This is a genomic window from Vibrio sp. Y20_XG_PY13 (assembly GCF_024181925.1).
Lineage (GTDB): Bacteria > Pseudomonadota > Gammaproteobacteria > Enterobacterales > Vibrionaceae > Vibrio > Vibrio parahaemolyticus.
On record NZ_JAMZAL010000009.1, the window covers coordinates 136,266 to 162,185 of the forward strand.

A 25,920-nucleotide genomic window follows, 5' to 3' on the forward strand; every position below is an offset into this window, starting at 1 on the left:
GTGAATATTGGTCGGGAGTTTTTAGAAAACTGAAAACGCCCTAAAAAAACACGTCTGATTTTGACAGCCTGATAAAAACGCACTTCATATAATTCGCTTGTATTGTACGAAAGGAGTGCAAGTGAATGAGCATTATCAATAGTCAGATAGCAACCAACACCAAGTTTGATGCATCGGTCCGAAATGGATTGGAATCGTCTCGTGCGGACAGTGCCGTAAAAGGCAGTTATCGAGGTGAGACAGTGCGCGTGCACAACGCCACTCAATCGCTTTTTGACGCGATGGAAGAGCTCACATCACTTGGCTCCGAAAAAGCAGAAAAAGATCTCACCAAACGCAAAATAAAAGACGGTGGCGTTCGCGTTAACGAAGCGCATGAGCTGGTTTCTGATTACCTCAGAAAGGTACCTGATCTAGAGAAAAACCAAAAAATCAAAGATCTTGCGGCCAAAATGGCGGGTGGCAACATTTCGACCATCGCTCAGCTTCAAGCGTATTTGAACGGGTTTTCGGAAGAGAAAAGCCACCAATACTTAGCTCTAAAAGCAGTGAAGAAATACTTATCGGCCAATCCGGAAAGCAAGCACTTATTGGCGCTGATTGACCAAGCGATCTTGAAAATCGAGCAGAACCCGGATTCTTGGTCGCAAATCGACACCGAAATCCGTGTTTCTCATTTCGCTGATGAGTTTAGCAAAGAGCAAGAGTTCAGCTCTCTTCATCAATTGCGCGGCTTTTACCGCGATACGGTGCACAGCTATCAAGGGCTTGGCTCTGCATATCAGGATGTTGTCGAGCGTTTTGGTGAGCAAGAAGTCTCTACTGCGGTGGACTTCATGCTGCAAGGCATGAGCGCCGACCTTAGCGTTCAAGGCAGCAACATTGACTCCGTCAAATTGCAACTGCTGATGTCCGACATGCAAAAACTCAAAACGTTAAACACCTTGCAAGATCAGGTAGGGCGGCTATTTCAAATGTTCAAACCAGAAAGGATGAGTCATGGCTTATCAGGCTTCTGATTTGATGGCTGACGTAATTGCTCTGGTCGAGCAACGTTGGGTCAGCAGTGAAGAGATTTGGAAGATCGCAACATCAATGGAGTTGGTGGCAATAGAACAGAAAATCGATTTTTTTCGAGAGCTGCACAAGTTGATACGACACATCCCCGTTGATGTATTTGCTGACGACGAACAGAGACAAAACCTAATACAAGCCGCACAAAAGGCGCTAGACGAAGCCATTGATTTAGAAGAAGAGGAAGCGTGGGACGATGAGTTGGATTGATGCATCAGTCGATGAGTTTTGCCGAGGAATGGGCTTAGATGCGGTGGATTTTTCTACCGCAGGACGTGTGCAGTTGAGCTTTGAGCAAAGCGGCACATTGCACATAGAAAAACATCATGATCGACTTTTCCTTATGTTGGCGCGTGCGTTGTCGTGGCATCAGTCGAGCGAGCGTATTCAGCATGCGTTGCGTTTGTGCCATGCCGAACAGGGTTGGCCATTTGAAATGAAAACTGGTTTGCTCGACGACGAAACCTTGGTGTTTTCCGCCAAAATTGAAGGCGATGAAGTGACGCTGCCGACACTCGAACAAGCGTTCGCGCTTTTAGTGCGTCTTCACGATGAAGTGGCAAGTTGATGACCCGAGTTAGTACGTTAAATGTCGGCATTGAAGCCTTTACTCACGTTTCCCATGGTGAAGTCGAAACGGATTTCCCCAAACGATTTCAGTTACTGCCGGATGGGCAAGCCGTCGCTACTCATTTGGAAAAACTGTATGACCTAAGACCGTCCGATCAATATTTGTTGGCGTTAGCGAAGCCAAAACTGAACCATTGTGAACTGCTTCGTCCAGAAAAGTACCGCCAGCAATTCGACAACACTTTAGCTCGTGTTCAGCAACTCGCACAGGAATCAGGCTCGGCGAACCTTGCTAAAGCCGCCGAAACGCTACAAAGCACACAACTGGACCAGCGTTACCTCACCATGGCGCTCAATCTTCTTATTCAGGTTTAACCCACATGCTAAGCACCAAAGATATTGAGCTGCTGCTGGTTCACGCTGCGCTTCAAGTTCAATACCAACAACCCGAGCAAGCCATCGCGATATTAGATGCTGTGTTAGAACTCGAACCAGAACGCGAAGATGCGTTACACACGCTCGCGGTCGCGTGTTTGCAAACTGGCCGTTACACCCGCGCTGTTGCGGTATGTGAAGGCTTACTGAAGTCGCAATCGCAGTCTGTGCAAGCGGCGGGAATTTGGTTTTGCTTGAGCCAAGCGCGCTGGAAACAAAATGACGTCGAGGGCGCACGCCAAGCGCATCGACGCTACCTGCAATCTTTACATAGTGAATCTCATGAATAAGTTGATCGATATTCTAAACAAGGTAGGACAACGCAAAGACATCATGCTCGCAGTGATGTTGCTGGCGATCGTCTTTATGATGATTTTGCCTTTGCCAACTGCACTAGTGGATGTGCTGATCGGCGCAAACATGAGTATTGCTGTCGTGCTGCTGATGTTGGCGATTTACATCACCACGCCACTGGAGTTTTCGGCGTTTCCGGCAGTATTGCTGATCACGACGCTATTTCGTTTGTCGCTGTCAATCACCACGACACGTTTGATCCTGCTTCAAGGCGATGCGGGTCAAATCGTTTACACCTTTGGTAACTTCGTCGTTGGCGGCAACCTTGTCGTTGGTATCGTGGTCTTCCTGATCATCACTATTGTACAGTTTATGGTGATCACCAAAGGTTCGGAGCGTGTTGCTGAAGTTAGTGCTCGATTCTCTCTTGACGCCATGCCGGGCAAACAGATGAGTATCGACGGTGACATGCGCGCTGGAGTTATCGATGTTCACGAGGCGCGTCATCGCCGCTCTCTGATCGAGAAAGAGAGCCAAATGTACGGCTCGATGGACGGTGCAATGAAGTTCGTCAAAGGCGACTCCATTGCGGGCTTGGTGATCATCATCGTGAACATCTTGGGTGGCGTCACCATTGGCGTCACGCAAAAAGGCATGAGCGCGTCAGAGGCGCTTGAGCTGTTTGCGATTTTGACCGTAGGCGATGGCTTGGTATCACAGATTCCTGCGCTATTTATCGCGATCACCGCTGGTATTATCGTTACGCGTGTTTCCCACGAAGACTCGGCCGACTTGGGCTCCGACATTGGTGGGCAAGTCACGGCTCAGCCTCGTGCACTGTTGATTGGTGGTGTGCTGCTGGTCTTGTTCGCTCTGATCCCTGGTTTTCCGAAAATTACATTCCTAGTGCTGGCTTTGGTGGTCGGTGGCGGAGGTTTTTACCTCTTCTATCAACAGAAAAAGCAAACCGAATCTGAAAACAGCGATCTGCCGAGCTTTGTCGCGCAGGGAGCTGGCTCTCCTGCCGCGAAACCCAATAAACCAACACCGTCTCGTGGTAGCAAAGGCAAATTGGGTGAGCAAGAAGAGTTCGCGATGACAGTGCCACTGCTTATCGATCTGGATTCAAGCTTACAAGAAAGCCTAGAAGCCGTCGCACTGAACGACGAACTCGCCAGAGTAAGACGCGCGTTGTATCTCGATCTTGGCGTACCGTTTCCGGGAATTCACTTGCGTTTTAACGACGGGATGAAAAACGGCGAATACTTGATTCAGTTGCAAGAAGTGCCCGTTGCACGTGGTCGTATTGAGAAAGACAAATTGCTGGTCACAGAAGGAAGCGACCAGATTGAGTTGCTTGGTGTGCCGTTTGAGCAAGATGACGACTTCCTACCGGGAGTCTCGAGTCTTTGGGTCGCACAAAGCTATCAAGAGAAGTTGACTGCGAGCCATGTCGGCTTCCTTACACCAGACCGTATTTTGACGTTCCATCTATCACACGTATTGAAAGAGTACGCGCAAGACTTCATTGGGATTCAAGAAACTCGCTACCTACTTGAGCAAATGGAAGGCAGTTATTCTGAACTGGTGAAAGAGGCGCAGCGCATCGTCCCGCTACAAAAAATGACGGAGATTTTGCAACGTTTGGTATCTGAGGACATTTCGATTCGTAACCTTCGCGTCATTTTGGAGGCCATGGTCGAGTGGGGACAAAAGGAAAAAGATGTCGTCCAGTTGACGGAATACATTCGTTCAAGCTTAAAGCGTTACATCTGTTACAAGTACGCGAGCGGTCAGAACATGCTGCCGGCATACCTTCTCGATCAGAGCCTCGAAGACACGATTCGCAGCGGTATTCGACAAACCTCGGCGGGCAGCTACTTAGCGCTTGATCCTTCGGTTACGCAGCAATTTGTTAGCGACGTAAAACAGACCGTAGGTGATTTAAGCCGTATGCCGAACAAGCCTGTTCTGGTGGTTTCAATGGATGTACGTCGTTATGTTCGAAAGCTGATTGAATCCGAATATTACGATTTGCCCGTTCTGTCTTTTCAAGAACTCACTCAGCAGATCAACATTCAGCCACTTGGACGGGTAGGGATGTAATGAACGCCGCACTTGTACAATCGTTGGAACAAACGGGGATTCACGTGACGCCGTACTTTTGGCAAAAAAGTGCGATTCAACTTGGTTATCGCATGGAAGTTGATGGCATGGAACTGGTGTTTCGTGTCGAAGAAGGGGAGATCATTATTGTACTCCTCAAACGTGTGAGTCCGAATTTGGGGTTGAGTAACCCCTTTTCTTGCCTATTTCTTTTGGCTGAGCACGCCATCCCTCTTTTTCCTTCTGATTGGGTTATCCGCGGTAACGTTGATGTGTTGCGTGGTAGCAACATGAGTAGCCAACGCCTGGCTCAATTCTACTTACGCGCCTGTGGCGCTAGCCACGATCAACAAGCCGACTGGTATTTTTTGCGGCTTGCAGACTATCGCCCACTGAAAAAGAGAAAAATGTAAAAACTCTCGACTGTTACTGACAGCGCCAATGAGAAGACACGCTTTAAGATAGGAATCAATATGAAGCAACCCTTTACCCAAGCTATTGAAAATGCAGAGTTAGCCATTCGAAATGCGGATGAAAGAAATGACATTTTTAGTGAGCTATTAGAAGGACTCGGTGTTGGCCCCGTAGCAGGAGAAGTTCTGCTTGGCGGTTTAAACGCCTCGCCGAAGTTAATGCAACACGCAGAGCAAGAACTCATCGAAGAAGTTCAGCGCCGCAGGCAGCAACAGCATCAGTTGCAAGGCGTGCAGGGTAAAAGACGAAAGCGACCAACCATGATGCGCGGTATGGTGATCTAGAGGTTTGGATATGACGAATATGACAACAACGGGCTCAGCAACTGGTGCGGCAACCGCCGCCGCAAGCAGTACGCCACTGCCAACGTTTGGACAAAGCCTAACAGAGCAATTGACCCCAATTTTAGGTGATGCGGAAACTCAGCAGCTTGCTTCACTGATCGCGCATTTGCCAACCATTAAAGGTCAAACTGACGAACAGAGCATCGCACTTTACGTCGATACGCTGACTCAATTGAAAGAGAAAAACAGCGCATTTTCGGGTGCTGCGCTCAGCGAAAGCGCATCTATTTGGATGAAGTCGCTACAACGCGTGAGTTCAAACGGTGAAGTGGACGCCGCCGAACTTGCGACGCAGATGAACAATGCATTGGCAAGTCAGTTCCAAACTTGGTTTGCCGACCAGCTTACGGACAAAGTGGATTCGTCATTGCCGACTCAGTTTGTGACTCAATTTCAGCTTGGAACCGAAAGCACGCAAGCGCAGCAGATTGCAAAGTTAAGCGCTGAAGAGCTGAAATCAGCGACTGGGGATATTGCCTCATTTGTTGATGATTTGGCGCGTCAAATGAGTTCTAGCGTGGTTCGTGAGAGTGCATCTTCGTTCCTTCGCAATGCGTTTGCTCATTTGCCATCGGTGAATCTGGCCCAGCTCAAAGCATCTGATTTTCTGCTAACCGAAGCGAATTTTGTTACGAACGTCTCGACGCAATTGCAGAACGCTTTTAACCAGATTGGTATCACTTTAACTAAAGATGACGCGGACCAATTAGCGAAAAGAATTACGTGGACGCCAGGTATTTCTAAACAGCAGCTTAGCGAAGCGTTAAGCGAAATGGCGACGCAAGTGAAAGGCCAGTTTACTGCGGCTTACGGTGAAACCGGTGGGACTGAAAATTTACGAAAAGCGTTAGATGCCATCATCAAAAGCTCGGATTCTTTGACGCTTTCAAGCTTGTTTGCGAATTTTGCAGTAAGTCTTATTCACACCGAAATCGATGCTTTTTACAACGATAAAGCGATTGCCGATATCCAAAAAACGCAAATCTCTGCGGATCAGGTTGAGCTGATAAAAAACAATACGGAACGAGACATCCGTTTCCAGTTTGAAAAAATGCTGAAGGGTGAGTCGACAGGCGCCTCGTTTATCGAACGTTACGAAACATTACGCAAGAACTTAGGTGCGTTGAAAGATCGTCTACTCAATATCACCGAGCAAGAGAAAAAGGATCTTGAGGTTCGCGCAGAGCACTCTTTGACGGCTCGCGATTTGTTGGCTGTCGTTGAGTCCAGTATTGGTGACCGTTTTGATGAACAAGTGCTGTTTGCATTAAACGAGCGTCGCGTAAATCGCTTGGAAAAACGTAACGAGCAAAAGGAAGCACTGCAAGATTTAACCGTGCAACTAAAAATCTTTGGTGTTGTTCAGTCGAAAATTCACTCTACGCAGAGTGTTGATGGTACTTACAAACCGGATGACAATGCTTTTAGTGCGAGCGACTTCAACTACAACTCTGTTACCGATTTTCAGAACTCGCCTGAGTATAAATACCTCACCGACAATGGCATTAGCACACACACGGATTTTCTGAAAAAGCAGGGTGTAACGGTAGCTGACGGCGCGAGTTTTAAAGACGAAGAAAAAACCAAGAAACTGTCCAACTTTTCCAGTTCGGTCAGCGACAAATCCAAACTGCTCAACGACGAAGTTCAAATCAAAACCACTGAGCTAAACGATATCAGCTCGCAATACAATTCGACCGTTGAAGCGATGAACAAGTTTGTTCAGAAGTACCACAGTATTTTACAAGAAATCCTACGAGCCATTTAAGGATAACCAACCATGACTAAAACAAACGCGACCGATCCATCTCAAATGCAAGCAGAAGAGCTGCTGTCTTTTCTGGAAGAGGGAGGCACGCTGAAAATGTTGCACGATGTATCGGCAGATACCATCGAACACATTTACGCGGTCGGCTACAACTTCTTCCAATCAGGAAAGATTGAACAAGCTGCCAAAGTTTTCCAACTGCTTAGCATGCTGGATCATTATCAGGCGCGATTTTTCATTGGCCTTGGTGCTGCTCGTCAGGAACTGGGTGAGTATCTGCAGGCGATTGATGCCTACAGCTACGCAGCGCTCGTGGACATTAACGATCCACGCCCACCTTTTCACTCTGCAGAATGTCACCTGAAATTGGAACAACTGACGGAAGCAGAGAGTGGGTTTTACAGCGCGAAGGAGATGTCTGCCGGTAAATCACAATATGCAGACTTGCATCAACGTGCAGGCATCATGTTAGAAGCGGTGAGAAACAAAAGGAGTAATTAGACTATGAGTTCTATTGCACTTGACCGCACTCAGACGCAGGTTTACATCCCTGAGTCTGGCCAAACTACGTTAGAGAACGTACAGAAAACGGCGTCTACTGCGACGCCTTCTGTAACGGTTGAAAACGTAAAGAGTAGAGATGCTGACACTCTGAACACAGGAAGAGTGAAAGTTCAGCTAGATGCCCCAAATGCAGCCGTGAGCGACAAAGTGACAGACTTGACGCTAAAAGCCATGGCTCAACTGCAAAAGATCGTCGATACCATCGCAAAAGCGCTACATGCTGTTGCCGGTCAGACGGGTTCGATCGCAGTTAAAATCATCGCAGGTTCTGCGGACGATTTTGAAGTGGAGCTTGCGGCGATTACAGACAAACTGAAAAGTGCTCAGAACGAGCTGAAAATTCAAGAAGTGAAAGTCGCAAAAGCCAAACATGAACAAGAAATGGCAGAGAACCAAGAGAAAATCAAGGAATCAGAAGCTGCAGCTAAAGAGGCTCAGAAATCGGGCTTAGCGGCGAAGATCTTTGGTTGGATCAGCGCGGTTGTCTCCATTGTGGTAGGTGCCATCATGGTTGCTACTGGCGTTGGTGCGGCAGCTGGCGCGCTTATGATCGCTGGTGGCGTCATGGGTGCAGTCAGCATGGCACTGCAAGAACCAGCCGTTCAAGACGCGCTAAAAGAAGCGGGTGTGAATGTCGATGTGTTGAACAAAGTGGTGATGGCATTAGAAATTGCTGTCGCTGTCATCGGTGCAATCGTGACCTTTGGTGGCGCGGCGGCTGGTGGCATCGCGAAACTTGCCGCGAAAAGTGCCAGCAAAATTGCGCAGAAAGTGACAGATATTGCCACTAAAGCTGCAGCCAATATGGCAAAAGTTGCATACATGGGTTCTAAAGCTGCGACAACCACAGCCAAAGCGATTCGCTACGGCGCTGAAACGGTTGACCTTACGGTTAACATAGGTAAGGGCGCAACGGACAGCGTTCACGCTGCCAACAATGCGAACGTTACGGAAATACAAGCCGATATCACGGATCTCCGCGCCAAAATGACGTTGAGCCAGGCAGTCATCGATAAGCTAAAAGAAGAAATTGGCAAGTTGATGGAAGATTTCCAAGAGCTGATGAGCATCATCATGCAAATGATTCAGGCGAAAAGTGAAACCATGCAAACGGTGTTAAGCCGTCCTGCAACGGTTTAAGGAGCGGAAGTATGTTGGATAAAATTGGTGGAACGGGTCGCGGTGAACTGTATGGTTTGGGCGACACTATCAAAACAACCAAAGCAGAAAAAACACCAGAGACCAAATTGGAAGCGGGTGCAGTAAAAAGCAACGGTGAGTCAAACGTTTCTGGTGCAGGTCGCTATCAATTAGATGGGCCGAAAGCTCCTGCGATCAGTAATCAAGCACAAGTGGTTGCGAACCTGATGGGTGAGCTTGCACCAACGATTGATCTACTGATGAGCACTACCGCGAAAGTGCTGAACGGTGAAGAAGTGATCAAATCACCTTCGGACGCGGTTTCTCAATCGCTGTCTTTGTTGACGCTGCTTTACCAAGTGTCGAAGCTAAGCCGTGAACAGCAAGTGCTTCAACGTGAAATTGCGGTTGAAGCCAACGTTGCGAGTTTGCAAAGCCAAGCGGCAGAGCTGAACAACTCTGCTAGCGCGATGATCGCGATGGCGGTTGTATCTGGTGTGTTAGCGGGTGCTACAGCAATTATCGGTGCGCTTGGTTCGTTCAAAGCGGGTAAAGAAATTAAGACCGAGATGGCAAGCAACAACGTGCTGAAAACGCAAAAGGCGGGCTTCGATCAAGTAGAAGAGTTGATGAACAACGGTAACTTGTCAAAAACTCAACAAGATCAAGTAAAACGCGCACATTCGCTAGCGAAAGACAGCATTGCAGACACCACGGCTCAATTGACTAGCGGCGGTCGCAAGTTCGATAAACTGATGAGCTCAAACCAAGCGAAGAACGCGATTCTTCAAGCTCTTGGACAGATGGCAAACTCAGCATCGAACGTTGAACAAACTAAAGCGCAAGCTCGCAGCAAGGACGATGAAGTGCAAGCGACGCGTGCTCAAGCAGCGAAGCAAAAAGCAGATGAGAACATCGGCTTCCAAGAAGGGCTGCTTAAAGAGTTGCGTGAGCTGTTCCGTTCTATCTCTGATAGTCAGAACCAAGCGTGGCGCGCATCTATCCCGACAGTGTAGTTGCGGTTTTATTTTAGTACTGACAAAGCGTTGTTTATACAACGCTTTTTTTGTGTTTAAAACGATAGAATAAAAAATACTCTTTATATATCAGATTATTATGTGGTTTTGTAAATCATTCTCGAATAGGGCGTGAGAAGTAAAGTTCAAGGATGAGAACTCAAACGTTATCAAATTGTTAACGATTGCTATACTTAAACCGTCATAAACAAAGGAAAAGGACGTTCAATGTTTAAGTTTAAGCACATCGCGCTAGCTGCGTCACTTGCAGCGTTGACTGCCGGCTATTCAGTTGCCGCCGAAGAGACTTTCGTGACCATAGGTACGGGTGGTGTCACAGGTGTTTACTATCCCACGGGTGGGGCTATCTGTCGCTTGGTAAATAAATCTCGAGCAGAGCACGGCATTCGTTGTTCGGTCGAAAGTACGGGCGGTTCGATATACAACATCAACACCATTCGCGCAGGCGAGTTAGATTTAGGTATTGCGCAATCAGATTGGCAATATCACGCGTATAACGGCACCAGTCAGTTTGCTGAAAATGGTCCGTTTAAAGAGCTGCGCGCGGTATTTTCTGTTCACCCGGAACCGTTTACGGTGGTTGCTCGTCAAGATTCAAATATCAAAACGTTTGATGATTTAAAGGGTAAAAGAGTCAACATTGGTAATCCTGGCTCTGGTCAGCGAGGCACTATGGAAGTGTTGATGAAGGAATATGGTTGGAGCAACGATGACTTCAAACTGGTTTCGGAACTGAAAGCGGCAGAACAATCGAAAGCACTTTGTGATAATAAAATCGACGCAATGGTTTACACCGTTGGTCACCCAAGTGGTGCGATTAAAGAAGCAACCACTTCGTGCGACAGTAACATCGTGACAGTCGCAGGCCCAAAAGTGGATAAGCTTATCGCCGACAACAGTTTTTACCGCGTTGCTACCGTGCCTGGCGGCATGTATCGCGGCTCGGATAATGATGTGATGACATTCGGTGTTGGTGCGACGTTTGTTTCATCTACTGCCGTGCCTGAAGAGGTGGTGTATAACGTCGTGAAGGCCGTGTTTGAAAACTTCGATGATTTCCGTCGTCTTCATCCTGCGTTTGCGAATTTGAAGAAAGAAGAAATGGTGAAAGATGGTTTGTCTGCGCCACTTCATCCCGGTGCGCTTAAATACTACAAAGAAGTTGGGTTGATTAAGTAAGTGGTAGTCCACCTTAAAACGGTTTCCTAAACTCACTTTTTCACGTTATTTAATAAACTTCTTTTTAGAAACCTTTATTGAGAGCCGCAAAAGCGCCATTAAGTTGATGGCGCTTTTTCTGTTTGGGTTAGGCGTAAACGTCAATAAAAAAGTAAATGGTGATGATAATCGAAGAGAGAGCGACAAAGCCTTTAACGTGGCTCGGATTAAGCTGGCGAGACACACGCGCGGCGAGATAGCCGCCAACTAATGTCCCGACCATTACCACGCTGCCTTTACTCCAATCGATAGAGCCGTTCGCAACAAAAATGACGATAGCGATGAGAGACACACACGTTGAAACCAGAAGTTTAAGCCCATTCATCAAGTTGATGTCTTGATGGCCCGCCACAACGAGGTAACTCAGAACAATCACACCTAATCCGGCATTAAAAAATCCGCCGTATGCTGAAACGCCCACCAACAACAAACTCAATGCGATTAAGCCTATAACGCCAGCGTGTTTATGTTCTTTGGTGATGGATTTGATGATCATTGTTAACCGCGAACCTGTAAGAAATAGCACCGTAGCAAACAAAAGTAGCCAAGGAATGGCTTCCAAAAACAGTGACTCTGGCGTATTGAGAAGAAGATACGCGCCAACCGCGCCACCGGCAAAGCTGAACGAAACGGTGAATAGCAGTTCTTGTTTGTTTTTCAAAATTTCTTCACGAAAGCCCACGGCACCGCTTATGTATCCCGCGCACGCCGCGTAAGTGTTGGTGGCGTTAGCCATGATGGGCGGCACGCCAACCGCCATTAGGGCGGGGAAGGTGATAAAACTCCCACCTCCTGCTATCGAATTCATGATTCCACCTACCACGCCTGCAGCAAACAACAGAGCCAATTCCAGCAGCATAAACATTCCTTGTTATGTTCTTATTGGTTATTAGAGTCTTAGATTTTGAGAACGCATGTTCTAACGTTTTATGAGATTTACTTTACATGCTCCAAAACGAAATTGTTCAGTTCCGTTGTGGTTTTGATAACGTGAACCTCTTTCTAGCGAAATTTTTCTCTTAGCCGTGATATTACTTCATCGTAGCTATATCGTAGAAATCGTAGAAAGATCGAAGAAAGAAAAAGCCACCGCGAGGGTGGCTTTTAGGGGCTATCAAGAAGGAGGAATCGACGATTATTGCTCAACTTTTACAGGTTGCGCTTTAAGCTTTTGAAACAGCTTCACAAACAGCGGGCTACCCAGCACTAATACTGCCAGCACAGTAAACGTCAACGTAATCGGACGCTCCCACAAGAAGCTCAACTCTCCGTCAGAAATCATCAACGCTCGGCGCAAGTTTTCTTCCATCAAGCCGCCGAGGATGAAGCCAAGCAGCAATGGTGCGAGCGGGAAGTTTGCCAGTCTAAGTGCAATGGCAGCCATCGCCACAAGTAGCATCACAAACACATCCATCGTATTGAACGAAACTAAGTACACACCTGTAATTGAGAAGAACAAAATCATCGGTAGAAGTACTGTTCTTGGAACGGCCAACAGTTTCGAGATGTAAGGAATTAACGGCAAGTTAAGAATCACAAGCACGATGTTGCCAAAGTACATTGAGATGATGACTGACCAGAAGACATCTGGGTGTTCAACAAACAGGCGAGGGCCAGGTTGAATGCCGTAGGCGATTAACGCACCAAGCATAATAGCGGTGGTGCCTGAGCCTGGAATACCCAGCGTTAACAATGGAACGAATGAGCCACTTGATGCGGCATTGTTCGCAGATTCTGGCGCAACCAGACCACGAATGCTGCCTTTACCGAACTCTTCTTTTTTCTCTTTTGGAGCCAAGTTGCGCTCTAAGCCGTAACTTAGGAATGCCGCGATTGTTGCGCCAGCGCCCGGAAGTACCCCAGTAAAGAAACCTAGGATAGAAGAGCGGATCGATACCGGAGCGACTTCTTTAATTTCCTCTTTGGTGACTTTCATCGAGCCGATGTTGCTCAATTTGTCTTGCTCTTCATCACGAGTATCGTTTGAAGGTTTGAGGATCCCCATTAAGGTTTCGCCCAAAGCAAACGTCGCCATGGCAAGAAGAAGGAAGCTAAAACCGTCCATCAAATCGGTTAAACCAAAAGTGAAACGCTCGACGCCAACGCCTTTATCGATACCGACTGTCGACAGCATCAAGCCAAGAATGGTCATCATCCACGCTTTAATGACCTGACCTTTACCAGCAAAAGCCGCAACGGCAGACAAGCCGAGCAACATCAACGCAAAGTAATCAGAAGATTGAAAGCTTAATGACACGTTAGCCAAGGCTGGCGCAGCCACGAGCAGCATGATGGCCGAAAGCGTGCCGCCAGTAAAAGAGGAGTAAGCCGCTAATGCTAGCGCTTTACCCGCTTGACCTTTTTGCGCCATTGGGTAGCCGTCAAATGCGGTTACGACCGTTGAAGAACAACCCGGTGCGTTGATCAAAATTGAAGAGGTTGAACCACCAAATACGGCGCCGTAGTAAACACCCGCCATCAAGATGAGGCCTGATGAAGGCTCTAAACCATAAGTAATCGGGATCATCAACGCGATGGCCGAAATAGGGCCAAGACCCGGCAGCATGCCGATAAATGTGCCGACGAAGCAGCCAACAATCACCATCATGATGTTCATTGGCATCACCGCGGTGGATAAACCTTGTAGAATTCCATCTAACATAATTCAGTCCTTTCTTTGGCTACCAGATGGTGAAAATCAAACCCGGTTCGAGATAGATATCCAAACCTTGAGTGAGCAATAAATAAAAGGCGATAACGAATGGGAAAGAGGCACCAAACAAAACGGGTTTGCGTCTTTCTCCAAGCAGATAGAAACCCGCAAGCAAAAAGAAACCTGTCGCGAGTACAAAGCCCAAGTAGGTTAGGCCCAAGCCGTAAAGGGCCATCAGCACTAAGAACGAGATCAGTAGCTTCCAGTTGAAGGTTAAAACGGCGCCGCTCTTTTTATCTGGTTGGCCAGTCACAAGAAGCAAGAGAGAAAGCCCGATGCCGATATAAGTCAGAATGGTTGGCAAGGTGCGCGCCGTAAACGGTTCATACTCATCGCCCGGAAACAGTGCGATTTGAGACGTTTGATAACCGTAGCAAAGGCAGAAGAGCAGGAAAATCATGGCGCCAACACGGTCGCGGCAGAGTAGATATTCTTTGGTAAAAACGTTGGTTGAACGAGACATATTCAACTCCTAACAAGAATAAAAAAGACCGTATATGAACGTTAATGTGCAAAGTAATCCATTAACAAGTAAGCATTTCGCTGCTAGTCGATATGCTTAACAATCAATAAACAAAGGAGTGTGTATGCCGAGTGTCGACAATGTCCATATACGGTGAAACTTAGAGTGCAAATGCCGTTGGGGCGAATAGCAACTCAGGTTTTACGCTAAGTTGCTATCGGAGGGAGCCCCGGAATAACGGTTATTTCAGGAAGCCTAGCTCACGCATCAGGTCACCCATTTGCTTCTCTTGATCTTCAAGGAACGCGAAGAACGCTTTGTCCGCTTTGTAGTTGTCTATCCAACCATTGCGGTCACGAACGACTTGCCACTCGTCAGTGTTGTACATCTTAGTGAATGCGGCATTCCATTCGTCGATTTTCTTTTGGCTAACGCCCGGTGCAGCAAAGAATCCACGCCAGTTCGCAAATACCGTTTCGTTGCCGTATTCCGTTAATGTTGGAATGTTTGGCGCGGCTTCTAAGCGTTTTGGCGCAGTGATAGCAAGTACTTTCACTTGGCCAGATTTGGACATTTCCAGTACTTCACCTAAACCTGTTGAAAGCAATTGGGTTTCGCCAGAAAGCAGGGCTGCCATTGCTTTACCGCCCGCATCATAGCCAATGTAACGGACCTTACGCGCATCAAAACCTTCGCCATTAAATGCCGCCGCAATGACAAGGTGATCCATAGAGCCGCGCGCTGAGCCACCAGCAATCTTCACTTTGCGAGGATCGGCTCCAAACGCTTTTACTGCATCTTCCCATGTGTTGTATGGCGAGTTCGCAGAGGCAACAATCGCGCCGTAGTCGGCAACAGTTGCAGCAACAGGCGTTAGGTCACGGAAGGATTGAGGAAAAATACCGCTAAGAGAACGCACAACAATTGGTGTTGAGTTCACCATGAGCGTGTCTTCTTGGCGATCTGCCGTTTCAATTAAGTGAGCGATCGCTTTGCCGCCGCCACCACCTGATAGGTTTTGAAACGACACGTTTTCTACGATGTCTGATTTTACTAACACATCACCCGTACCACGGGCGGTCATATCCCAACCGCCGCCAGCGCCACCTGGGATCAAGAAGTGCATTTTTTCAATATCCGCAGCAAAAGCGTTGAATGAGAATGAAGCTGCGATGATTGAAGCGGCGAGCGTTGGTTTGATTACCTTTAACATGTTCACGTTCCTTATGTTGGCGACTCTATTTTTTGATGAGCCTTATTATTTTGCTCCGTCTTAATGCCGTGTAAGCGTTAAGGCTGAACTTTGTGTAAAGGTTAATTAACTGTTAAATGTCTGTCTTTAAAACGGAGATAAAGAGAATATTGAGCATTGCGGCTATTTTGTTCATAAAGTTCACGACGAGAAACAGGGGATAGGTCACGCGGATGTGCTTATCGGTAGGCCATAATAGGGCGACAACAAATGAATAAGGAAAGAGGAATGAAAGGAACATGTTTGTGCGGCGCAATCGAAGTTATCGCAGAACCCAAGAATGAAGTGAGCTTGTGTCACTGCTCAATGTGTCGAAAATGGTCGAGTGGGGCACTTCATGCCGTGCATTGTGGCCCAGAAGTCACATTTAAAGGAGCAGAGCCAAAACGTTATCAGTCTTCAGATTGGGCTGTACGAGGTTTTTGTGGCGAGTGTGGGACGAACTTGTTTTACCATCTCTTGCCAACCAACGAATACATCCTTTCTGCTGGCTTATTCGATAATCCTGATTTTAAGTTGACGCTAGAAATCTTTACTGATGAAAAGCCGGGTTACTACGAGCTCAATCCTCACTCTAAAAAGATGACAGCGCAGGAAGTCTACGACCAATTTGTGCCAAAAGAGTAGTGGCTCTCGATTTTTTGCTCGGCAATTATACATCTTTCTTTAATTATCAATAAATTAGAGTATTTATAGTTGTCGACAATTGTTTCTTTTCATTACAAAAATCCTCTGTAAATCATTAAATTTCCCCAAATTTGTCCATTTCAAACTACGACCTTAGTCTAAATTGTCGACAATTTACTTGATTGTCGACACTTTGATCGTCTATTTTAAATTCAGGTTAAGAAATTGTAGACACTTTGATGTCGATTAAGTGAGTGCCTGAATATGAACTCTGAGTTGAAAGCTCGTTACAAAGTACTGGGTTCTGAGAAAGAACACACCAAGTCCGAAACACTGACAGAAACATTGATCGAAGTGATCGTGAATGGTGATGTGGAACCGGGTAGCAAAATCTCGGAGCCCGAGCTAGCAAGGAAATACCAAGTCAGCCGTGGTCCGCTACGCGAAGCATTAATGCGTTTGGAAGGGCTTGGATTGATTGAGCGTATTCCTCATGTTGGCGCAAGAGTGACGACCTTCTCTCCAGCCAAACTGATTGAACTGTATTCGGTGCGCGAAGCTCTGGAGGGCATGGCTGCACGACTAGCAGCACGACACATTACGCAAGAAGAGTTATTGAGCTTGGAAATGCTGTTGTCGACACATTCAAAGCACATCGACCAAGTGGAAGGCGCCTCTTACTTCCATCAGCATGGCGATTTTGATTTTCACTATCGCATCATCCAAGCAAGCCGAAACAGTAAGCTGATTTCTCTGTTGTGCGACGAGCTTTACCACTTGCTGCGCATGTACCGCTATCAGTCACCGCGCGCGCAATCTCGTCCAAATGAAGCGCTGACTGAGCACAAATTCATTCTGGAAGCCATTCGCAATCGCGATGAAGAGCTTGCAGAAATGTTGATGAGACGACACATCTCAGGAAGTCGAAAGCTCATCCAATCACAAATTATACATACAGAAAGTTTAGACAAAGACTAGAAGGAATTCGTCATGAGCTTAACACCGGGGGCGAAGTTCAGACTCGCCGTAGAACAAAATAATCCGCTGCAAATTGTCGGCACCATTAACCCGTACTGCGCCATGATGGCGAAGAACTTGGGGCATCAAGCGATTTACTTGTCTGGTGGCGGTATTGCTAACGCTTCATACGGATTGCCTGATCTAGGCATTACAACATTGAACGACGTACTGGTTGACGTTGACCGCATCACCAACGCGTGTGATTTGCCGCTCTTGGTTGACATCGACACCGGTTTTGGCGGCGCATTCAACATCGCTCGCACTATTAAGCAAATGGAAAAGGCGGGTGCGGCAGCGGTGCACATGGAAGACCAAGTTGCACAAAAACGTTGTGGCCACCGCCCAAATAAAGCGATTGTCAGCCAGCAAGAGATGGTTGACCGCGTGAAAGCGGCAGTGGATGCGCGTAATGATGAAAGCTTCGTGATTATGGCTCGTACTGATGCACTAGCGGTTGAAGGTATGGACAGCGCGATTGAACGTGCCATTGCGTGTGTGGAAGCTGGCGCGGACATGATCTTCCCAGAAGCGATGAACAAGCTGGATCAATACCTACAGTTCTCAAATGCGCTAGAGCAAGCAACCGGAAAACATGTGCCTATTCTGGCCAACATTACTGAATTCGGCGCAACACCACTTTATGGCTGTGACGAATTAGCAAAAGCGAAAGTGGACATGGTGCTTTACCCATTAAGTGCGTTCCGTGCCATGAACAAGGCCGCTGAAACGGTTTACAAACACTTACTAGAAGTGGGCAATCAGGAAGCGCTGGTTGATTCGATGCAAACACGCAAAGAGTTGTATCAACACCTGAACTACCACGACTACGAAGACAAACTTGACCAGCTATTCTCTGAAGGGAAATAGCGGGGAAAAGAAAAGATAGACGGAAGCCCAAGAAAAGATAATCGGAATTTATCTAATCCAATAACGTGAAATTCGTCTGGCTAAAAATGCTCCGAAAGAGGGCAAAGCCAGACAGAAAAGGAGTTCAAACAATGCCTCAAACTGTAGCAAAGAAAGCAGAGTTAGGTGGCGCTGGCCTGCGTGGTCAAAGCGCTGGAAGCACAGCTTTATGTACTGTCGGTAAAACGGGGACCGGTCTGACTTATCGCGGTTACGATATTACTGACCTTGCCAATAATGCTCAATTTGAAGAAGTTGCACATCTTCTGTTACGCGGTCACTTGCCGAACCAACAAGAACTTGATGCGTACAAGACACACCTACTGAGCCTTCGCGGTTTGCCGACCGAGCTAAAGCAAGCTTTAGAACTGATCCCAGCAAGCGCGCACCCAATGGACGTAATGCGTACGGGTTGTTCTGTATTGGGTAACTTAGAGCAGGAAATGAGCTTTGATGAGCAACTGCAAGCAACAGAGCGCATGTTAGCCTTGTTCCCAGCCATCATCTGTTACTGGTACCGTTTTAGTCACGATGGCGTTCGTATCGACACAGAAGATCAAACCGAAGACTGCATCGGCGGTTATTTCTTGCGATTACTTACAGATAAAGAGCCATCAGCGCTACACAAGCAAGTGATGCACTGTTCATTAATTCTTTACGCAGAGCATGAGTTTAACGCATCAACCTTCGCAGCACGCGTTTGTGCATCAACATTGTCAGACATTCATTCTTGTATCACGGCTGCAATCGGTACGCTTCGTGGCCCTCTTCACGGCGGTGCAAACGAAGCAGCGATGGAGATGATTGAAGACTGGCAGACGCCGGATGAAGCCGAAGCTAACATCATGCAAATGCTGGCGAATAAAGACAAGATCATGGGCTTTGGTCATGCGATTTATCGAGAAAGCGACCCTCGCAACGCACTGATCAAACGTTGGTCTGAGGAATTGTCGAAGCATGTGGGTGACACGCATTTATACGCAGTATCTGAGCGTGTTGAATCGGTGATGAAGCGTGAGAAAGGCTTGTTCTGTAATGCGGACTTCTTCCATGCATCGGCGTACCACTTTATGGACATTCCGACCAAGCTGTTCACACCGATTTTCGTGATGAGCCGTTTAACTGGTTGGGCTGCACACGTGTACGAGCAACGCGCGAACAACCGCATTATTCGCCCAAGCGCAGATTACACAGGTCCAGATCATCAAGAGTGGGTGCCTATTGAGAATCGCTAGCGCGAAAGCCAGTCAAAGTCATTACATGCTTTGATTGGTTTATCTCCTCCTTCTTCTGTTTTCACTCTCTTGGCAGAAGAAGGAGGACTTCTCGTCACAAACATTACTAGAGCGACTACATCTCAAAAAGTTCTCCAATCAAGTTCTCCAAACTGCTTTGCTAGAGTAGCGTTTCTAGAGTGATGGGGAGAAGGCCAAGATGTACAGATTGAATGGAAGCAAACCATGAGCACAACTATTAATACCCAATTCCGTAAGTCGCTTCCGGGGACTCAACTTGATTACTTTGATGCCCGCGAAGCCGTAAACTCTATCTCTCCTGGAGCCTATGAAACGCTCCCTTACACCTCACGCGTTCTTGCCGAACAGCTCGTACGCCGCTGCGATCCAAGCGTATTAACAGACAGCCTAAAACAGCTTATTGAGCGTAAGCGTGATCTCGATTTCCCTTGGTACCCAGCACGTGTTGTTTGTCATGACATTCTAGGTCAGACAGCGCTTGTTGACTTAGCAGGTTTACGTGATGCCATTGCCGATCAGGGTGGTGACCCGTCTAAAGTGAATCCAGTGGTTGAAACCCAGCTTATCGTTGACCACTCGCTTGCGGTAGAACACGCAGGGTTTGATCCAGAAGCATTCGAGAAAAACCGCGCGATTGAAGAGCGCCGTAACGAAGACCGATTCCACTTTATTGAGTGGTGTAAAACGGCTTTTGAAAACGTCAGCGTAATTCCCGCAGGCAACGGCATCATGCACCAAATCAACCTGGAGAAAATGTCTCCGGTTGTACAGGCGAAGCAGGGTATTGCTTACCCAGATACCTGTGTTGGTACCGATAGTCATACACCTCATGTTGATGCACTTGGTGTTATCGCGATCGGTGTTGGTGGTCTGGAAGCCGAAACCGTGATGCTTGGCCGCCCGTCAATGATGCGTCTACCAGACATCGTGGGTGTGAAACTGACTGGGAAACGTCAACCGGGTATTACCGCAACGGATATCGTTCTGGCGATTACAGAGTTCTTACGTAATGAGCGTGTTGTCTCTTCTTATCTTGAATTCTTTGGTGAAGGTGCTCGCGACCTAACAATTGGTGACCGTGCAACCATCTCCAATATGACACCAGAATACGGTGCAACCGCGGGTATGTTTTACATCGATGAGCAGACGATCAACTACCTAAAACTGACTGGTCGTGACGAACAGCAAGTTGACTTAGTTGAGAAATACGCAAAGCAAACCGGACTTTGGGCAGACGATCTTGATACTGCGGTTTACGAGCGCGTACTTGAATTCGATTTGTCATCTGTCAGCCGTAACATGGCTGGTCCTTCAAACCCGCACCGCCGTTTGCCAACTTCTGAACTGGCACAACGTGGTATCTCCGGTACATGGGAAGAGAAAGAAGGCGAGTTGCCAGATGGTGCAGTGATTATTGCTGCTATCACATCGTGTACAAACACCAGTAACCCAAGGAACGTGGTTGCGGCTGGTCTTGTAGCGAAGAAAGCCAACGAACTTGGCCTTGTGCGTAAACCTTGGGTGAAATCGTCTTTTGCTCCGGGTTCTAAAGTTGCACGCTTGTACCTGGAAGAAGCGGGCTTATTACCTGAGTTAGAGAAGCTTGGGTTTGGTATTGTCGGTTACGCATGTACCACTTGTAACGGTATGAGTGGCGCGTTGGATCCGAAAATCCAGCAAGAGATCATCGATCGCGATTTATACGCGACAGCGGTACTGTCTGGTAACCGTAACTTTGATGGCCGAATCCACCCTTACGCGAAGCAAGCTTTCCTGGCTTCACCACCATTGGTTGTGGCTTATGCGCTAGCGGGTACGATTCGTTTTGATATCGAGCGTGATGCACTTGGCACCGACCAGAACGGCAAACCAATTTACCTCAATGATTTGTGGCCAAGTGACGAAGAGATCGATGCAGTGGTCGGTAAACACGTTAAGCCAGAGCAGTTTAATCAGGTTTATATCCAGATGTTTAAGCTCGATGATGCAGAGAAAAGCGCCAACCCGCTTTATGACTGGCGTCCGATGAGTACCTACATTCGCCGTCCACCTTACTGGGAAGGTGCGCTGGCGGGTGAAAGAACACTGTCTGCCATGCGTCCATTAGCGGTTCTTGGTGACAACATCACAACAGACCACCTGTCACCATCCAACGCGATCATGGCGAGCAGTGCGGCGGGTGAATACCTTGCCAAAATGGGTGTACCGGAAGAGGACTTCAACTCTTACGCGACTCACCGTGGCGATCACTTAACGGCGCAACGTGCGACCTTTGCTAACCCGAAACTATTTAACGAAATGGTGAAAGAGAACGGTGAAGTGGTTCAGGGTTCTCTGGCGCGAATCGAGCCAGAAGGTCAGGTTGTACGCATGTGGGAAGCGATTGAAACCTACATGAACCGCAAACAGCCACTGATCGTAGTCGCTGGTGCTGATTATGGTCAGGGTTCATCTCGTGACTGGGCAGCAAAAGGCGTTCGATTGGCTGGTGTAGAAGCCATCGTTGCAGAAGGCTTTGAGCGTATTCACCGAACTAACTTGGTTGGCATGGGCGTGTTACCATTGCAATTTAAGCCGGGTGTTAACCGCAATACATTAGAACTGGATGGTACTGAACTGTATGACGTGGTTGGTGAAATCAAGCCGGGTGCAGATTTAGCCTTGGTTATTACACGTAGCAACGGTGAGAAAGTCGACGTTCCGGTTACTTGTCGCTTAGACACCGCTGACGAAGTGCACGTGTATAACGCAGGTGGTGTACTGCAGCGTTTCGCACAAGATTTCCTAGCGCAATAAGGAGTAATTATGGAAAACAGTACTCCTAGCCAAATTAAAGTGCCTGCGACGTACATGCGTGGCGGCACGAGTAAAGGTGTCTTTTTCAACCTTGAAGATTTGCCACCAGAGGCGCAAGTCGCAGGTGAAGCGCGTGACAAACTGTTGTTGCGAGTTATCGGCAGTCCTGATCCTTACGCTAAACAAATCGACGGAATGGGCGGCGCCACTTCTAGTACCAGTAAAACGGTAATTGTTTCGCGCAGCAGCCGAGACGACCACGATGTCGACTACCTGTTCGGACAAGTGTCGATAGATAAGCCATTCGTCGATTGGAGTGGGAACTGCGGGAACTTGTCTGCCGCAATTGGGCCTTTTGCGATTCATGCTGGTCTGATCCCGCAAGATCGACTTCCAGAAAATGGCATTGTGACTGTACGTGTCTGGCAGGTAAACATCAGCAAAACTATTTTAGTTCATGTGCCGATTGTAAACGGATTCGTACAAGAGACCGGAGAATTTGAACTTGATGGCGTGACGTTCCCGGCCGCTGAGATTCAGGTCGATTTCGTCGATCCGGCAGATGGGGAAGGCAGCATGTTCCCAACTGGCAACTTAGTCGATGATTTGGTGGTGCCTGATGTGGGTACGTTTAACGCTACCTTTATCAACGCAGGTATTCCAACCATTTTCATTGATGCTGAGTCGATTGGCTATCAGGGCACAGAACTGCAAGAGCAAATCAACAACGATGACGCAGCATTAGCGATGTTTGAATCCATCCGTGCGCATGGTGCGTTAAAAATGGGTCTGATTTCTGAGCTTGAAGAAGCTCAGACACGCCAGCACACACCAAAAATCGCGTTTGTATCCAAGCCGAAAAGTTACCAGTCCTCAAGTGGTAAAGCGGTCAATGAGTCGGAAATTGATGTGCTGGTACGTGCGTTGTCGATGGGCAAACTTCACCATGCAATGATGGGAACAGCAGCCGTTGCGATTGCTTCGGCGGCGTGTGTACCGGGAACATTAGTCAATTTGGCTGCTGGTGGAGGCGAAAAAGAGTCAGTGACTTTTGGTCATCCGTCAGGGACGCTAAAAGTCGGAGCACAAGCGAAGCAAACCGAACAAGGCTGGGTGGTACAAAAAGCCATCATGAGCCGAAGTGCGAGAATACTAATGGAGGGATTTGTGCGTGTACCCTCTGATGTCTTTGAGTGAAAAGAACGGTCTTTGAATAGAACGAGAGCAATGTCAGGACATACTGGAGGAAGCAATATGTCTTCATACGAAAAAGAATATTTATGGGCGAAAAACGAACCGGAGAGTTTTTGGCGCGCTCAAGCGGAGAATATCGACTGGTTTGAATCTCCTAAAACCATCTTGAAATCTGATGAGAACGGCATCGAACGTTGGTTCCCAGATGGGGTGATGAATACGTCTTGGTTAGCACTGGATTACCATTGCGAACAAGGACGTGGTGATAATACTGCGCTAATTTATGACTCACCAGTAACGGGAAATAAAAAGACTTACACTTACCGAGAGCTACGCGATCAAGTTGCGAAAATTGCCGGTATGCTGTCTGCCCAAGGCGTTGAAAAAGGCGACCGAGTTGTTGTTTACATGCCGATGATCCCAGAAGCGGCAATGGCAATGCTTGCTTGTGCACGTTTGGGTGCGATTCACTCAGTTGTGTTTGGTGGTTTTGCGCCTAATGAGCTGGCGGTACGTATTGAAGATGCAGAGCCAAAAGTCATTATGACGGCATCGTGTGGCATTGAAATCAGCAAAATCATTCCGTACAAACCTTTGGTTGACAAAGCGATCATGGACAGTCGTTGGAAGCCAGAGAAAGTGTTTGTTTTCCAGCGTCCAGAATGTGAAGCCGAGCTAAACCAAGAGAGAGATCTGGACTGGCAGCAAGAGTACAGCCAAGCACTTCCACATGCTTGTGTACCAGTACTGGCGACAGATCCGCTATATATCCTTTACACCTCGGGTACGACAGGTAAACCAAAAGGCGTAGTGCGTGATAACGGTGGTCATGCCGTGGCACTGAAGTACTCAATGAGTGCAATCTACAACATCCCGCAAGGTGGTGTGTTCTGGGCGGCATCCGACGTGGGCTGGGTAGTTGGTCACTCGTATATTGTTTACGCGCCATTAATTCACGGTTGCACTACAATACTGTTTGAAGGTAAGCCAGTCAGAACTCCGAATCCGGGGGCATTCTGGCGTGTTTGTGATGAGTACAAGGTGGATGCGTTGTTCTCTGCGCCTACCGCTTTCCGCGCGATTAAGAAAGAAGATTCAGAAGGCGAGTTCTTAAAGCAGTATGATCTGTCAAACCTGAAAACTATCTTTATGGCTGGTGAGCGTTTAGATCCTCCTACGCTCGAATGGGTACAAAGTAAAACCGACAAACCAGTTATCGATCACTGGTGGCAAACAGAGACAGGTTGGGCGATTGCAGGGAACCCAACGGGCATTGAAATGATGCCAGTAAAAGCGGGTTCTTCAACTAAGCCTATTCCGGGTTATCAAGTAGAAATCCTCGATGAGCTGGGTGAACCAGTAAAACCTAATCAACAAGGTTTCGTTGCGCTAAAACGTCCGTTACCGCCAAGCTGCTTACCAACGGTATGGCGAAACCATGATCGTTTTGAAACGGGCTACCTAAGCCAATTCCCGGGTTACTATGTGTCTGGCGATGGCGGCTACCTTGATGAAGATGGTTACTTGTTCATCATGGGACGAATCGATGACGTGATTAACGTGGCTGGCCACCGTCTGTCTACTGGTGAAATGGAAGAAATTGTTGGTGGTCACCCAGCCATTGCAGAATGTGCGGTTGTTGGCATTCACGATGATCTGAAAGGGCAACTACCACTTGGTTTCGTTGTGCTGAAAGATGGCGTCAAGGTTGATGAGTTAGCGCTAGAAGGCGAACTTGTGGGCAAGGTGAGAAATGAGATTGGCGCGGTTGCATGCTTCAAACACGCACTGGTTGTAGATCGCTTACCGAAAACACGCTCGGGTAAAATTCTGCGTCGAACCATCCGCCAAATTGCTGATGGTGAACAATACACCGTGCCATCGACGATTGATGATCCAACGAGCCTTAATGAAATAGAGCGAGTATTACGACGCTAACAATTTATCGTCGTACTCAAATGAAACCCTGATCCTCGAACTCCGTAGTTTGGTTCTGCCTCTGTATGCTGATTTGTACAGGGGCTTTTTTGCGTTGGTGCTCCAGAAAACAATCGTGAGTAGGCGCTTTTGTGGCTTGCCAAGCCTGTGTTTTCGCAACACACTATACGGACTCAAATTTTGGTAACCCTTAGTATGTCTGCATTTGTAATCAAAGCTGCGAGTTTTGATGATTTAGAAGTGCTCAACGATCTTATGTTCGATTTGCACGATGAGCACCATGTTCAATCCCTTGAATTGTTTAAAACTGCCGAAGAAATCGAGCAAGAGAAAAGCATTGCTCGTTACATCGATAATCCCGAGTGTTTGGTATATGTAGCGAAAGTCGGAGATGAAGTTATCGGTTTTGTCTCTGGTCACTTTTGTGAGTTAACTTCCGTTGTCAGCCAACCTGTGATGATGGGTAGTGTGGATGAGTTGTATGTGATGCCGGAATATCGAAAGCAAGGAACGGCTCAAGCTTTGCTCGATAAGATAGAAGCTACCTTTATCGATTACGGCGCGACCCAAATGTTTGTTGAGGTTTGGAGTTTTAACCGCCAAGCTCTCGGATTGTATGAAAAACAAGGGTTTGGGCATCATATTCACTGTTTGCGAAAGCCCTTAAATCCATCGTAATTAATACGTCTCGTTGACGGTAATTCAGTGACAGAAACCATGTGGAATTGAAA

At 47.5% G+C, this 25,920-nt stretch carries 25 protein-coding genes; 21 read left to right on the forward strand and 4 right to left on the reverse strand.

All coding sequences use genetic code 11. The features are described 5' to 3' along the window. Positions 1-125 precede the first annotated feature (125 nt). The 13 genes from vopN (at position 126) to NL646_RS19125 (ending at position 10,985) form a co-directional block, all read left to right on the forward strand. Entirely contained in the window at positions 126-1,019 is an 894-nt protein-coding gene (gene vopN / locus NL646_RS19065) for a SctW family type III secretion system gatekeeper subunit VopN (RefSeq protein ID WP_005464652.1), read from the forward strand. Then, entirely contained in the window at positions 1,000-1,284 is a 285-nt protein-coding gene (locus NL646_RS19070) for a TyeA family type III secretion system gatekeeper subunit (protein WP_005464474.1), read from the forward strand. Before vopN ends, NL646_RS19070 begins: the two co-directional genes overlap by 20 nt. Beyond that, positions 1,271-1,642 carry a type III secretion chaperone SycN gene (gene sycN / locus NL646_RS19075; protein ID WP_021448584.1) on the forward strand — a complete coding sequence of 124 codons (372 nt, stop codon included), beginning with the start codon at positions 1,271-1,273 and terminating at the stop codon, positions 1,640-1,642. Before NL646_RS19070 ends, sycN begins: the two co-directional genes overlap by 14 nt. After that, a complete protein-coding gene (vscX, locus tag NL646_RS19080; RefSeq protein WP_005500522.1) occupies positions 1,642-2,019 on the forward strand; it encodes a type III secretion system protein VscX in 378 nt (125 codons plus the stop codon). Before sycN ends, vscX begins: the two co-directional genes overlap by 1 nt. A gap of 5 nt (positions 2,020-2,024) precedes the next feature. Beyond that, the gene (gene vscY, locus NL646_RS19085) at positions 2,025-2,369 is read left to right on the forward strand and encodes a type III secretion system chaperone VscY (RefSeq protein WP_005500523.1); all 345 of its coding nucleotides are present in this window, start codon (positions 2,025-2,027) and stop codon (positions 2,367-2,369) included. Then, positions 2,353-4,479, forward strand: a complete 2,127-nt coding sequence (gene vcrD / locus NL646_RS19090; protein ID WP_080524939.1) for a SctV family type III secretion system export apparatus subunit VcrD — start codon at positions 2,353-2,355, stop codon at positions 4,477-4,479. Before vscY ends, vcrD begins: the two co-directional genes overlap by 17 nt. Continuing rightward, positions 4,479-4,892 carry an LcrR family type III secretion system chaperone VcrR gene (vcrR, locus tag NL646_RS19095; protein WP_015296792.1) on the forward strand — a complete coding sequence of 138 codons (414 nt, stop codon included), beginning with the start codon at positions 4,479-4,481 and terminating at the stop codon, positions 4,890-4,892. Before vcrD ends, vcrR begins: the two co-directional genes overlap by 1 nt. Before the next feature lie 60 nt (positions 4,893-4,952). Further along, positions 4,953-5,237, forward strand: a complete 285-nt coding sequence (vcrG, locus tag NL646_RS19100; protein ID WP_005464408.1) for an LcrG family type III secretion system chaperone VcrG — start codon at positions 4,953-4,955, stop codon at positions 5,235-5,237. Between the two features lie 4 nt (positions 5,238-5,241). Beyond that, positions 5,242-7,065: a type III secretion system needle tip protein VcrV gene (gene vcrV, locus NL646_RS19105; protein ID WP_253664557.1), complete on the forward strand. Its 1,824-nt coding sequence runs from the start codon at positions 5,242-5,244 to the stop codon at positions 7,063-7,065. 12 nt (positions 7,066-7,077) lie between these two features. Next, positions 7,078-7,566: a SycD/LcrH family type III secretion system chaperone VcrH gene (vcrH, locus tag NL646_RS19110; protein WP_005464462.1), complete on the forward strand. Its 489-nt coding sequence runs from the start codon at positions 7,078-7,080 to the stop codon at positions 7,564-7,566. A gap of 3 nt (positions 7,567-7,569) precedes the next feature. Continuing rightward, a complete protein-coding gene (gene vopB, locus NL646_RS19115; protein ID WP_253664558.1) occupies positions 7,570-8,769 on the forward strand; it encodes a type III secretion system translocon subunit VopB in 1,200 nt (399 codons plus the stop codon). Positions 8,770-8,780: 11 nt separating this feature from the next. After that, positions 8,781-9,785 carry a type III secretion system translocon subunit VopD gene (gene vopD / locus NL646_RS19120; RefSeq protein ID WP_005464399.1) on the forward strand — a complete coding sequence of 335 codons (1,005 nt, stop codon included), beginning with the start codon at positions 8,781-8,783 and terminating at the stop codon, positions 9,783-9,785. Positions 9,786-10,013: 228 nt separating this feature from the next. Further along, entirely contained in the window at positions 10,014-10,985 is a 972-nt protein-coding gene (locus NL646_RS19125) for a TAXI family TRAP transporter solute-binding subunit (RefSeq protein WP_005464586.1), read from the forward strand. Positions 10,986-11,112: 127 nt separating this feature from the next. Here the strand turns inward: NL646_RS19125 and NL646_RS19130 are convergent, their stop codons facing one another. From NL646_RS19130 to NL646_RS19145, 4 genes are all read right to left on the reverse strand, one after another. Beyond that, complete coding sequence (locus tag NL646_RS19130) at positions 11,113-11,883, reverse strand: sulfite exporter TauE/SafE family protein (protein ID WP_025546085.1); 771 nt, start codon at positions 11,881-11,883, stop codon at positions 11,113-11,115. 276 nt (positions 11,884-12,159) lie between these two features. After that, a complete protein-coding gene (locus tag NL646_RS19135) occupies positions 12,160-13,686 on the reverse strand; it encodes a tripartite tricarboxylate transporter permease (protein WP_005464542.1) in 1,527 nt (508 codons plus the stop codon). Positions 13,687-13,705: 19 nt separating this feature from the next. Then, positions 13,706-14,200 carry a tripartite tricarboxylate transporter TctB family protein gene (locus NL646_RS19140; RefSeq protein ID WP_015296786.1) on the reverse strand — a complete coding sequence of 165 codons (495 nt, stop codon included), beginning with the start codon at positions 14,198-14,200 and terminating at the stop codon, positions 13,706-13,708. A 241-nt stretch (positions 14,201-14,441) separates the two neighbouring features. After that, entirely contained in the window at positions 14,442-15,413 is a 972-nt protein-coding gene (locus tag NL646_RS19145; RefSeq protein ID WP_253664559.1) for a tripartite tricarboxylate transporter substrate binding protein, read from the reverse strand. 267 nt (positions 15,414-15,680) lie between these two features. On the opposite strand from NL646_RS19145, the gene NL646_RS19150 reads away from it, so the two are divergent. From NL646_RS19150 to NL646_RS19185, 8 genes are all read left to right on the forward strand, one after another. Next, on the forward strand, positions 15,681-16,079 hold the full coding sequence (locus NL646_RS19150) for a GFA family protein (protein WP_005477765.1): 399 nt from the start codon (positions 15,681-15,683) through the stop codon (positions 16,077-16,079). 264 nt (positions 16,080-16,343) lie between these two features. Continuing rightward, positions 16,344-17,057, forward strand: coding sequence for a GntR family transcriptional regulator (locus NL646_RS19155; protein ID WP_005464619.1), 714 nt, complete (start codon positions 16,344-16,346; stop codon positions 17,055-17,057). Between the two features lie 12 nt (positions 17,058-17,069). Continuing rightward, positions 17,070-17,966 (forward strand): methylisocitrate lyase, encoded by an 897-nt coding sequence (gene prpB, locus NL646_RS19160; RefSeq protein WP_005464610.1) that lies wholly within the window; start codon positions 17,070-17,072, stop codon positions 17,964-17,966. A gap of 131 nt (positions 17,967-18,097) precedes the next feature. Continuing rightward, complete coding sequence (prpC, locus tag NL646_RS19165) at positions 18,098-19,240, forward strand: 2-methylcitrate synthase (protein WP_005500536.1); 1,143 nt, start codon at positions 18,098-18,100, stop codon at positions 19,238-19,240. 225 nt (positions 19,241-19,465) lie between these two features. Continuing rightward, positions 19,466-22,057 carry a Fe/S-dependent 2-methylisocitrate dehydratase AcnD gene (gene acnD / locus NL646_RS19170; RefSeq protein ID WP_193231952.1) on the forward strand — a complete coding sequence of 864 codons (2,592 nt, stop codon included), beginning with the start codon at positions 19,466-19,468 and terminating at the stop codon, positions 22,055-22,057. Positions 22,058-22,066: 9 nt separating this feature from the next. Then, positions 22,067-23,254 (forward strand): 2-methylaconitate cis-trans isomerase PrpF, encoded by a 1,188-nt coding sequence (gene prpF, locus NL646_RS19175; protein WP_253664560.1) that lies wholly within the window; start codon positions 22,067-22,069, stop codon positions 23,252-23,254. A 57-nt stretch (positions 23,255-23,311) separates the two neighbouring features. Beyond that, positions 23,312-25,189 (forward strand): propionyl-CoA synthetase, encoded by a 1,878-nt coding sequence (locus NL646_RS19180; protein ID WP_253664561.1) that lies wholly within the window; start codon positions 23,312-23,314, stop codon positions 25,187-25,189. Between the two features lie 195 nt (positions 25,190-25,384). Then, entirely contained in the window at positions 25,385-25,867 is a 483-nt protein-coding gene (locus tag NL646_RS19185) for a GNAT family N-acetyltransferase (protein ID WP_253664562.1), read from the forward strand. The last annotated feature ends 53 nt before the right edge of the window (positions 25,868-25,920 follow it).

What these genes read in the sequence shown, in the direction of transcription:
- acnD (WP_193231952.1), top strand. Translation starts at nt 19,466, where the DNA reads ATGAGCACAACTATTAATACCCAATTCCGTAAGTCGCTTCCGGGGACT.
- NL646_RS19185 (WP_253664562.1), top strand. Translation starts at nt 25,385, where the DNA reads ATGTCTGCATTTGTAATCAAAGCTGCGAGTTTTGATGATTTAGAAGTG.
- vscY (WP_005500523.1), top strand. Translation starts at nt 2,025, where the DNA reads ATGCTAAGCACCAAAGATATTGAGCTGCTGCTGGTTCACGCTGCGCTT.
- NL646_RS19155 (WP_005464619.1), top strand. Translation starts at nt 16,344, where the DNA reads ATGAACTCTGAGTTGAAAGCTCGTTACAAAGTACTGGGTTCTGAGAAA.
- prpC (WP_005500536.1), top strand. Translation starts at nt 18,098, where the DNA reads ATGCCTCAAACTGTAGCAAAGAAAGCAGAGTTAGGTGGCGCTGGCCTG.
- vopB (WP_253664558.1), top strand. Translation starts at nt 7,570, where the DNA reads ATGAGTTCTATTGCACTTGACCGCACTCAGACGCAGGTTTACATCCCT.
- NL646_RS19125 (WP_005464586.1), top strand. Translation starts at nt 10,014, where the DNA reads ATGTTTAAGTTTAAGCACATCGCGCTAGCTGCGTCACTTGCAGCGTTG.
- NL646_RS19180 (WP_253664561.1), top strand. Translation starts at nt 23,312, where the DNA reads ATGTCTTCATACGAAAAAGAATATTTATGGGCGAAAAACGAACCGGAG.
- NL646_RS19145 (WP_253664559.1), bottom strand. Translation starts at nt 15,413, where the DNA reads ATGTTAAAGGTAATCAAACCAACGCTCGCCGCTTCAATCATCGCAGCT.
- NL646_RS19135 (WP_005464542.1), bottom strand. Translation starts at nt 13,686, where the DNA reads ATGTTAGATGGAATTCTACAAGGTTTATCCACCGCGGTGATGCCAATG.
- vopN (WP_005464652.1), top strand. Translation starts at nt 126, where the DNA reads ATGAGCATTATCAATAGTCAGATAGCAACCAACACCAAGTTTGATGCA.
- prpB (WP_005464610.1), top strand. Translation starts at nt 17,070, where the DNA reads ATGAGCTTAACACCGGGGGCGAAGTTCAGACTCGCCGTAGAACAAAAT.
- NL646_RS19130 (WP_025546085.1), bottom strand. Translation starts at nt 11,883, where the DNA reads ATGCTGCTGGAATTGGCTCTGTTGTTTGCTGCAGGCGTGGTAGGTGGA.
- sycN (WP_021448584.1), top strand. Translation starts at nt 1,271, where the DNA reads ATGAGTTGGATTGATGCATCAGTCGATGAGTTTTGCCGAGGAATGGGC.
- vscX (WP_005500522.1), top strand. Translation starts at nt 1,642, where the DNA reads ATGACCCGAGTTAGTACGTTAAATGTCGGCATTGAAGCCTTTACTCAC.
- NL646_RS19140 (WP_015296786.1), bottom strand. Translation starts at nt 14,200, where the DNA reads ATGTCTCGTTCAACCAACGTTTTTACCAAAGAATATCTACTCTGCCGC.
- NL646_RS19150 (WP_005477765.1), top strand. Translation starts at nt 15,681, where the DNA reads ATGAAAGGAACATGTTTGTGCGGCGCAATCGAAGTTATCGCAGAACCC.
- NL646_RS19070 (WP_005464474.1), top strand. Translation starts at nt 1,000, where the DNA reads ATGGCTTATCAGGCTTCTGATTTGATGGCTGACGTAATTGCTCTGGTC.
- vopD (WP_005464399.1), top strand. Translation starts at nt 8,781, where the DNA reads ATGTTGGATAAAATTGGTGGAACGGGTCGCGGTGAACTGTATGGTTTG.
- vcrR (WP_015296792.1), top strand. Translation starts at nt 4,479, where the DNA reads ATGAACGCCGCACTTGTACAATCGTTGGAACAAACGGGGATTCACGTG.
- prpF (WP_253664560.1), top strand. Translation starts at nt 22,067, where the DNA reads ATGGAAAACAGTACTCCTAGCCAAATTAAAGTGCCTGCGACGTACATG.
- vcrG (WP_005464408.1), top strand. Translation starts at nt 4,953, where the DNA reads ATGAAGCAACCCTTTACCCAAGCTATTGAAAATGCAGAGTTAGCCATT.
- vcrH (WP_005464462.1), top strand. Translation starts at nt 7,078, where the DNA reads ATGACTAAAACAAACGCGACCGATCCATCTCAAATGCAAGCAGAAGAG.